This window comes from Pseudomonas sp. HMWF021 (genome assembly GCF_003061005.1).
Classification (GTDB): Bacteria; Pseudomonadota; Gammaproteobacteria; order Pseudomonadales; family Pseudomonadaceae; genus Aquipseudomonas.
This window is the reverse complement of sequence record NZ_QAIK01000041.1, coordinates 130,002-138,592: the sequence shown is the minus strand read 5'-3', so window position 1 is coordinate 138,592 and position 8,591 is coordinate 130,002. Positions and strand designations below refer to the sequence as shown.

Here is an 8,591-nt window from a genome sequence, read left to right as displayed (position 1 = left end):
GCTTGCCCGCGAAGAGGGCGGCACCTTCAACATCACCGGTGACATGTCCGGCGCTTTCGCGGGCAAGCCCGCTCCCACAGGGGGAATAGGGTTCAGATGAAGACTATTTCGTACGGCAAGCGCATTCGTTCCAGGATGACTGGCGGCAGCATTGGCGCAATGCCGATCGCCGGTTCGCCCTTGAGCTGGCTGGCGTAGGCGTGGGTGGCGTGGCTTTTGCGCGCTACGGTCCAGGTGTCCAGGCGCAGCTTGCGCGCGCGTTCCCAAGGGATGAGCGCGTGGTCGCGCTCCGGCCAGTGCCAGGCCCACACCGGTACGTCGTAATAGGTCGCGCCTACCTGCCGCGCGGCTTCGTAGCTGGCGCAACCGACCGCTTCATGGTCGTCGTTGCTATCGTTGCGCCAGGTACTGAACACCACATCGCCAGGGCGCAGATAGCGGCTGATGAACTCGGTCAATTGCGCCTGCTGGTTCAGCAAGGCGTTGTCGGTGAAGCCGCCGCGCACCCACTTCAGGCTGTGCATCGGCAGGCCGAGACGGCGCAGGGCTTCCACGCTTTCCTGAGGACGAAACACGCTCAGGCGCTTTTCCGACCACTGTCGCGAGCCGGGATGGCTGGCGCTGCCATCGGTGATCGACAGCAACAGCAGCGGATGGTCAAGGCTTGAGAGTAACTGCAGCAGGCCGCCGCAGGTCACGACTTCATCGCCGGGGTGTGGGGCGATGATCACGGCGCGGGCGCCAGGTGGCACCAGGCTCTGGGTGTTGATGACGGAAATGTTGTCGAGTTGCGCGGCACTGTTCCATATCTGCGCCGACAGACCGGTTTCGTTGATGGATAACGATTTCATGGGTGCTACGTCCTTGTCATGTGTCGCCCTCAGTCGCTCGCATGGCCGTAAAAAATCAGGCGCGCTCGACCCGTGAAGGCTGGTTGATTGCCGTGCGCCGCTCCGAACCCTGGATTGCCGCGAGCAGAGTATTGCTCATCAAGCGAAATTCGTCGCCTCACAGATCAGGCTGATCCGCTTTTTTTTGTTCCAGCTGTGCCAGATTTCGCAAATAGTCACCGAATCCACCCCGTGCACGACTATCGAACCGGGCGCTGGTATGTACCTGCGGACGATGACTCCAGGCAATGTTGGCCCCGCAGCGTTCCAGCTGCCGAACCAGATGCACATCCTCGTCACAGGCCAGGGGCTTGAAGCCGCCGGCCCAGCGGTAGGCATCGGCGCTCACGCCCAGGTTGGCGCCGTGGATGTGCCGGTGCCCGTCGCAGGCCCGGTAGTGGCGGTGATAGCGGATCTGCGCCGCTTCATCGAACGACTCGTGCCAGCGCTCGACGGTGACCGTGCCGCACACCGCATCGGCGCCAAGCCCCAGTTGCGCCACCAGCCAGTCGTCGGCCACACGGCTGTCGGCGTCCGAGCAGGAAATCCAGCGCGCACCACGCTCCAGCAGCACTTGCGCCCCCGCCGCACGGGCCTGGCCGACATTGCGGGCGTCGATCTGCAGACTTATGACCGGATAACCACTGACGATCTGCGCCGAGCGGTCGGTGCAACTGTCGAGCACCACCAGTACTTCCACCGGTTCGCCGGCCAGCAGGCCATGCCGGCTGGCGCGCAACGCCGCGCTGAGGCATTCGTCGAGCAAGTCTTCCTCGTTGTGCGCCGGTATCAGGATGCCGATCATCGCAAGCCCTCCAGTGCCGCCACCGAGCGCGGTTCGCGGCTCCACACTTCGAGAATGAAATCCGCTTCCTGATGCAGTACCAGACGTGGCAGGTGCAAATGTTCGTGGATCAGGTCATGCACCTGCCGCGCATTCAGCGGGCAGCCGTCGATAGGCGGACGCCAGTGGCAGGCCAGCAATTGGCCGTCAGCGGTCAGGGACTGGCTGATGCGCCGGATCACTTCTGTCAGATCCTTGCTGTCGAGGTAGTAGCCGACTTCGCTAAATACAATCAGGTCGAATTTTTCCTCCGGCCAGTCTCCCGGCAGGCGGTTTTGTCGCACCTGGGCGTGATCGAACAGGCTCAGTCGGTTACGCGCCAGACTGACCGCGGCGGCCGCGGTGTCGCTGCACAACAGCTTGTCGCAGCGCGTCGCCAGCTCGGCACTCAGCTCGCCGTTGGCGCAGCCGGGTTCAAAAATCGCCCGATAGTGCGGACGTGGCAGGGCGGCGAGGGTGATCGCGCGTTTGCGTTGCTCGTACCAGCGCTCGCGGAAGGCCCACGGGTCATCGTTACCCGCGAACAGACCATCAAAATAGCGATCTTCGACACTCATAAAAACACCACTTCGAAAGGTTGCAGCAGACGATCGAGCACATACGGCGCCAGAACCGGCCCAAGGCCGGCCTCGGGGTCGCTTTCCAGTTGACTGGCGAAGGCATGCACGGCGTGGCGTTTGCGCGCCACCTGTTCCGGGGTCAAGAGAACCTTGCGCGCTCGCTGCCAGGGGACAACCGCGTCCTCGGGATCGGCCCAGTGCCAAGTCCACACCGGCAGCTCATGACAGGTCGCGCCGACCCGACGCGCCGCTTCGATACTGGCGCGCCCCACGGCTTCATGGTCGCAATGGCCGTCTTCGCTCCACGTGGTGAAAAGCACGTCGTTGGGGCGCAGATGCCGCTCGATGAATGCACAGAGTTGTTCTTCCCGTGCCGCCACTTGCGTATCGCTGAAGCCGCCGCGCAGCCATTTCAGCCGGTGCATCGGTACCCCGAGGCGGCGCAGGGCCTCAGCCGATTCCTGCGGACGCACCACGCTCAAACGCTCCACCGGCCAGCGCTCGGAGCCGGGATGGCTAGCGCTGCCGTCAGTGACCGAGATCAGCTGCAACGCACGTCCCGCGCCGGCGAGCAATTGCAGGAGGCCGCCGCAGCCGAGTACCTCGTCGTCCGGGTGCGGCGCGACGATCACCGCACGTGCGCCGGGCGGCACCAGGGTGAGAATGTCGATGCTCTCGAGTTGCGCCAGCTGCCGCGAGTTTTGCCACTGGTGCAGGGATGTACCTTGACCGACGATGGGATTGGGTTTGGTGGCGGCGGTCATAGGGTCCAGGCCTCCTCGGGTTGTGCGGCGATCAGTCGGCCGAGGGCGGCAAGGTCGCGCTCGGCATGGCTTTGGCGCAGGAACACCGGTAGATCTGCGCTCAATCGGGCGAAATGCCGGTCCTTGCAGAACGGTCCTGCGCCCAGCGCTCGACCGACCTCGCGCATCACTTGCTCGGCGGCTTGCTCGACCACCGCGCGAACGCGGCGGGCCAGCAGTTGGGCATCGGCGAGGGGATGAGCGTCCATGTGGCTGGCACTTAACCGCAGGACATCGGCCGCCGCCTGCAAAGCCGCATCCACCGCGCCGAGATGGGCGAGGGCGTGGGGCTCGTCACGTTGCGCGCAGTGTTGGCGCAATGCCTGAGCGATCTGCCGCGCCGCGCCATACCAGCACGCGGCAATGCCGATCCCGCCCTGCCAGAACCCCGGGCGTTGCAGGTAATCGCCGGGGTTGCCGATCGCTTGCGCCTCGGCGCCGTCAAACAACACTTCCACGCTGCCGGTAGCGCCCATGCCGACCGCTTGCCAGCCCTGATCGGTGACGGTCACGCCAGGCTGGTCGAGAGCGACGGCGACCAGTTGCTGCTGATCGTCGGCGTCCCACGCGGTCAGCAACGCATGGCTGAGCACTCCGGCGCCGGAGCACCAGGCCTTGCACCCGTCCAGCGTGACCATTTGCCCGGCGGGGCGCACTTGCACTCGTGCCTGCGGTGGCTCCGCTGCCCACATGCCCCAGGTGCTGCCGGGTGTCGGCGAGCCGCCGAGTTGCTCGATGATCGCCAGTGCGTCGGTGTGGCCCTCGTACAGCTTGCACAGGCCCAGATCGTGTCCGCCGACTTCGGCCAGGCGCTCGAAACGCTCCAGCGTGCGCCCGCTGCCGGGTAGCGGCAACTGATCCAGCCCGGCCTCGACCATCGCCCGCAGGCAATGGCCGAGGGCCGCAGTGTCGGGATAGTCAGGCGGACGGCGGGCCAGATAGCAGTGCAGGTCCATATCAGTCTTCTTCTTCACGGTGCAGTTCGAACAGCAGCAGCGAACGGCCGGTGACGGAGTATTCATGACCGAAGTCGAAACGCTCCTGACCACGAATCGATGGCTGATTGGTGTCGATCATGCAGGTCCAGAAACTGCCTTCGGGCACTTCCGGCAGCTTGAAGTTGACGACGTCGTGATGTGCGTTGACCACCAGCAGCAAGGTTGCATCGGCACCTTTACGGCGAATCCCGGTTTCCTGGGCGCGGCCATCGAGCAACATGCCCAGGCAACGGTTATGCGCGTCGTGCCAGTGTTCGGTGGTCATCTCGGTGGCGTCCGGCGCCAGCCAGGTCACGTCCTTGACACCGATGTCCTCGTTGTACTCGCCGACCAGGAAACGCCCGCGACGCAGAATCGGGTAGGCCAGACGCAGCTTGATCAGGCGCTTGACGAACTTGAGCAGCGCCTTGCCGTCCTCGCTCAGATCCCAGTTGACCCAGCCGATCTCGCTGTCCTGGCAATAGGCGTTGTTGTTGCCGTCCTGGGTGCGGGCGAATTCGTCGCCGGCGACGATCATCGGTGTGCCCTGGGCCAGCAGCAGCGTGGCGAAGAAGTTGCGCATCTGCCGGTGGCGCAGCGCATTGATTTCGGGATCATCGGTCGGGCCTTCGACCCCGTGGTTCCACGACAGGTTGTTGTTGCTGCCGTCCTGGTTGTTCTCGTCGTTGGCTTCGTTGTGCTTGTCGTTGTACGACACCAGATCGTTGAGGGTGAAGCCGTCGTGAGCAGTGATGAAGTTCACCGACGAGTACGGCCGCCGTCCACGCTGGTTGAACATCTCGCCGGACGCGGTCATGCGGCTGGCGAAGTCGGCGACCTGGCCGTCGTCACCTTTCCAGAAGGCGCGCACGGTGTCGCGGAACTTGTCGTTCCACTCGACCCAGCCCGGCGGGAAATTACCCACCTGATAGCCGCCGGGGCCGCAATCCCATGGCTCGGCGATCATTTTCACCTGGCGCAGCACCGGGTCCTGCCGGCAGGCGACGAGGAAGCTGTGACGCTCGTCGAAACCGTCGTGATAACGCCCGAGGATGGTCGCCAGATCGAAGCGGAAACCGTCGACATGCATCTCGCTGGCCCAGTAGCGCAGCGAATCGGTAACCATCTGCAGCACGCACGGGTGACTCAGATCGAGGGTGTTGCCGGTGCCGGAATCGTTGATGTAGAAGCGCTTGTCGTCCGGCATCAAGCGGTAGTACGAGGCGTTGTCGATGCCGCGCATCGACAGGGTCGGGCCTTGTTCGTTGCCCTCGGCGGTGTGGTTGTAAACCACGTCGAGGATCACTTCCAGATTGGCTTCGTGCAGGTGCGCGACCATCTCCTTGAACTCCGCGATCTTGCCGCTGGCCAGATAACGCGGGTCCGGGGCGAAGAAGGCGATGCTGTTGTAGCCCCAGTAGTTGGTCATGCCCTTGTGCAGCAAGTGCTGGTCGTTGACGAAGGCATGAATCGGCAGCAGCTCAACCGTGGATACGCCGAGTTTGCGAATGTGCTCCAGCACATCGTCGACCATCAGACCGGCAAACGTACCGCGCACGTTTTCCGGCACCGACGGGTGACGCATGCTGATGCCGCGCACGTGGGTCTCGTAAATGATCGTTTTGTCCCACGGCACGCTGACGCGGTGGTCGTTGCCCCAGGTGTGCGCCGGGTCGATGACCTTGCACTTGGGCACGAACGGTGCGCTGTCACGCTCGTCGAAACTGAGGTCGGCGTCGGGGTGGCCGATGGTGTAGCCGAACAGCGCCTCGGACCATTTCAACTCGCCGACCAGTTGCTTGGCGTAGGGGTCGATCAGCAGTTTGTTGTGGTTGAAGCGGTGACCGTTGGCCGGGTCATACGGGCCATAGACGCGGTAGCCGTAAATCAGCCCCGGGTGGGCATCGGGCAAGTAGCCGTGGTAGATCTCGTCGGTGTATTCCGGCAGTTCGATACGCTCGAGTTCGACTTCGCCGGCATCGTCGAAGATGCACAGCTCGACCTTGGTGGCGTTGGCGGAAAACAGCGCAAAGTTGACCCCCAGCCCATCCCAGGTCGCACCGAGCGGGAAGGGCAGGCCTTCACGGATTCTGGAAGGCTCGGCGTGCGATGCGGGTTCGGTTTTCTTTGGACTGGTCATGATTGCTCCTGCAAAACGGGGAAATTCTCGGCTGATACAAAACCTTGTAGGAGTGAGCCTGCTCGCGATAGCGGTCTGACATTCGATCTCGATTTCGCCTGATACATCGCTATCGCGAGCAGGCTCACTCCTACAGGCAGGTTGTGTGTTTTTTTGAGGACGAGTTGGCCCTCGGTGGCGAGCGAACCCGCCACACGGTCGTTCAGTTCAATAATCCGGGTGGGTCAGTTGGCCGGGGGCTTGCGCGGGGCGCGCGGCTTTTTCTCGGCGGCTTTTTCGCCCGGTGGAATCACTTTGGCGGCGCTGGCAGGCTTGGCTTTGGCGGCCGAAGTTGCCTTGGGCTTGGCCTCGGTCGTCGTGCTTTCGGCGGTTTTTGCGGTTGAAGTCTTGCCGGCGGTCTTGCTGCCAGCGGCCTTGGGCGACTTTTTCGGCGCCAGGGCTTCGGCTTCGGCCAGTTTGCGCGCCATCTCCCAGTGGCGTGCTTCGTGACCTTCAGGTTTACCTTCCGATTCCCAGATCTGATAGGCGAACTCGCGGATGCGTTTATCGTCGGTACTCATCGCAATGCTCCTGAACTGAACTCGTCGTTACATAAGGTGTTGGATAAAGAGATTGACCGGGATATCCCCCAGCGCGGCGCTGACGTTCAGCTCCCTGTTTTTTGTGACTGCACGGCTTTGAAAAAGTCCCTTCAGGTTTGTATCTGACGCGAGGAACGGTAAAACCACCCGCGTATCGCCCCAGCGCTGCGCATCAACCTGCGGCACGGCACTGTTTTCCAGCAACGTGGCACAGCGCACCGGCACGATCACAATGGCGTACTGACCTTCGTGTTCGCGGGCAAAGGCGAGCACGTTGTGCGCTTGCTCGCCCAGCACCTCGAGCGCCTGATAAGTGCCGTGCCGGAACAGCTCAGGGTGAGCGGCGCGCAGGTTCAACACCTGGGCGATCAAGGCTTGCTTGATGCGTCCATCACGCCAGTTCGCCAGCAACTCTCCCACCGCGGAAGGCTGGTGCAGGGCCTGCTCGCGAGCGGCGTAATCCACCGGGCGGCGGTTGTCGGGATCGACCAGGCTGAAGTCCCAGAACTCGTTGCCCTGATACAGATCCGGCACCCCCGGCACCGTCATGCGCAGCAAGGTTTGCGCCAGACCATTCAAGGCCCCGGCAGCGGCGATACTGTTGACGGTCTTGCTCAGTGCAGCGCGCAGCAATTCGCCTTGCTCGCTGGTGAGCAGACGCTGGGTAAACGTCTGCGCGGCTTTTTCGTAAGCTTCGTTGGGCGCGCTCCAGCTGCTTTGCAGCTTGGCTTCGCGCAGGGCTTTCTGTTGCCATTGCCAGATCCGTTCGGCGTAGTCGGCAAAACCCGATTCATCGTCATCGCGCAGTTGCAAAGGCCAGCTGCCGAGCAACGCCTGATAGAGGATCAGCTCATCGCCTGAAGAGGGCAGTTGGTCATTGTCACGCAGCGGTCGGGCGAGGGCGCGCCACAGCTCGACCTGTTCGGCGTACCAGTGGCTGCGCTCGCTGAGTACCGCCAGACGCGCCCGTGTGTCTTCGCCGCGCTTGTGGTCGTGGGTGGCGGTGGCCAGCAGGTTGTCCGGGAACGCTCGTAGCCGCTGCTGATTGACTGCATGAAACTCGCTGAGCGGCGCGCTGAACTGCTCGGTGTTGTAGCCGACGTCGTTGCGCGACAGCAGCACCGCCGAGCGATACAGCGCGGTATCTTCCACCGCCTTGGCCGCTGCCGGCGAAGTCAGTTGCTGGAAGCGTACGCAGGCGTGTTTGAGGATCTTGCGCGAGCGTCCACGCGGCTTGTTGCGCCACGGCGTGCCACCGAGCCAGGCCGCCACGCAGTCGAGCACCGGCCAGTCACCTTCGCCCAGCGTCTGCCGGGCGCCGTCCATGGCCTGCTGGAAGAACCGCTCATCCTGCGCCGAGCGACCGAGCGCGCTGATGTAGGTGCGATACACCGGGAAATGTACGATCAGCGCCTGCAACACGCGGCGGATCGCACCGAGGGTCAGGTCGCGGGTCATCAGGTCGTCACGCGCCACTTGCAGCAGCGCCTGCGCGACGCTTTCGCAATCGCTGGCCAGCGAACCGTTGAGAATCTGCTGGCGCGCCAGTTGCGCTTCTTCGATGAACGCCGCGGGGCGCTCGGTGCGCCGCTGCCAGAGGTCGCCGAGCACGTGTTCGCCATCCGGATCGTGTTGCAGCAGCGACAGTTGGTTCATGAATTCGTAACCAGTGCTGCCATCCACCGCCCAATCGGTACGCAGGGTTTCGCCCTCGCCAAGAATCTTCTCGACGTAGATCGGCAGGTGTCGCCCCGGCGCCAGACTGTCGAGACGCCGGCGCAACTTGCGGCAGTAAC

At 63.5% G+C, this 8,591-nt stretch carries 8 protein-coding genes; all 8 read right to left on the bottom strand.

Annotated elements, in window-relative coordinates:
* Positions 1-92: 92 nt before the first annotated feature.
* On the bottom strand, positions 93-851 hold the full coding sequence (locus tag DBR18_RS05475; RefSeq protein ID WP_108589554.1) for a PIG-L deacetylase family protein: 759 nt from the start codon (positions 849-851) through the stop codon (positions 93-95).
* A gap of 157 nt (positions 852-1,008) precedes the next feature.
* On the bottom strand, positions 1,009-1,695 hold the full coding sequence (locus DBR18_RS05470; RefSeq protein WP_108589553.1) for a glycosyltransferase family 2 protein: 687 nt from the start codon (positions 1,693-1,695) through the stop codon (positions 1,009-1,011).
* Positions 1,692-2,291 carry an SAM-dependent methyltransferase gene (locus DBR18_RS05465; protein WP_108589552.1) on the bottom strand — a complete coding sequence of 200 codons (600 nt, stop codon included), beginning with the start codon at positions 2,289-2,291 and terminating at the stop codon, positions 1,692-1,694. Before DBR18_RS05465 ends, DBR18_RS05470 begins: the two co-directional genes overlap by 4 nt.
* Positions 2,288-3,058: a PIG-L deacetylase family protein gene (locus DBR18_RS05460; protein ID WP_108589551.1), complete on the bottom strand. Its 771-nt coding sequence runs from the start codon at positions 3,056-3,058 to the stop codon at positions 2,288-2,290. Before DBR18_RS05460 ends, DBR18_RS05465 begins: the two co-directional genes overlap by 4 nt.
* Positions 3,055-4,053, bottom strand: a complete 999-nt coding sequence (locus DBR18_RS05455) for an acyl-CoA/acyl-ACP dehydrogenase (protein ID WP_108589550.1) — start codon at positions 4,051-4,053, stop codon at positions 3,055-3,057. The genes DBR18_RS05460 and DBR18_RS05455 overlap by 4 nt, the downstream gene beginning before the upstream one ends.
* Position 4,054: 1 nt before the next feature.
* A complete protein-coding gene (glgX, locus tag DBR18_RS05450) occupies positions 4,055-6,214 on the bottom strand; it encodes a glycogen debranching protein GlgX (protein WP_108589549.1) in 2,160 nt (719 codons plus the stop codon).
* A gap of 224 nt (positions 6,215-6,438) precedes the next feature.
* Complete coding sequence (locus DBR18_RS05445; protein WP_108589548.1) at positions 6,439-6,774, bottom strand: DUF2934 domain-containing protein; 336 nt, start codon at positions 6,772-6,774, stop codon at positions 6,439-6,441.
* Between the two features lie 27 nt (positions 6,775-6,801).
* Positions 6,802-8,591: malto-oligosyltrehalose synthase (gene treY / locus DBR18_RS05440; protein ID WP_256588556.1), on the bottom strand; the 1,790-nt coding region annotated here is incomplete at its 5' end.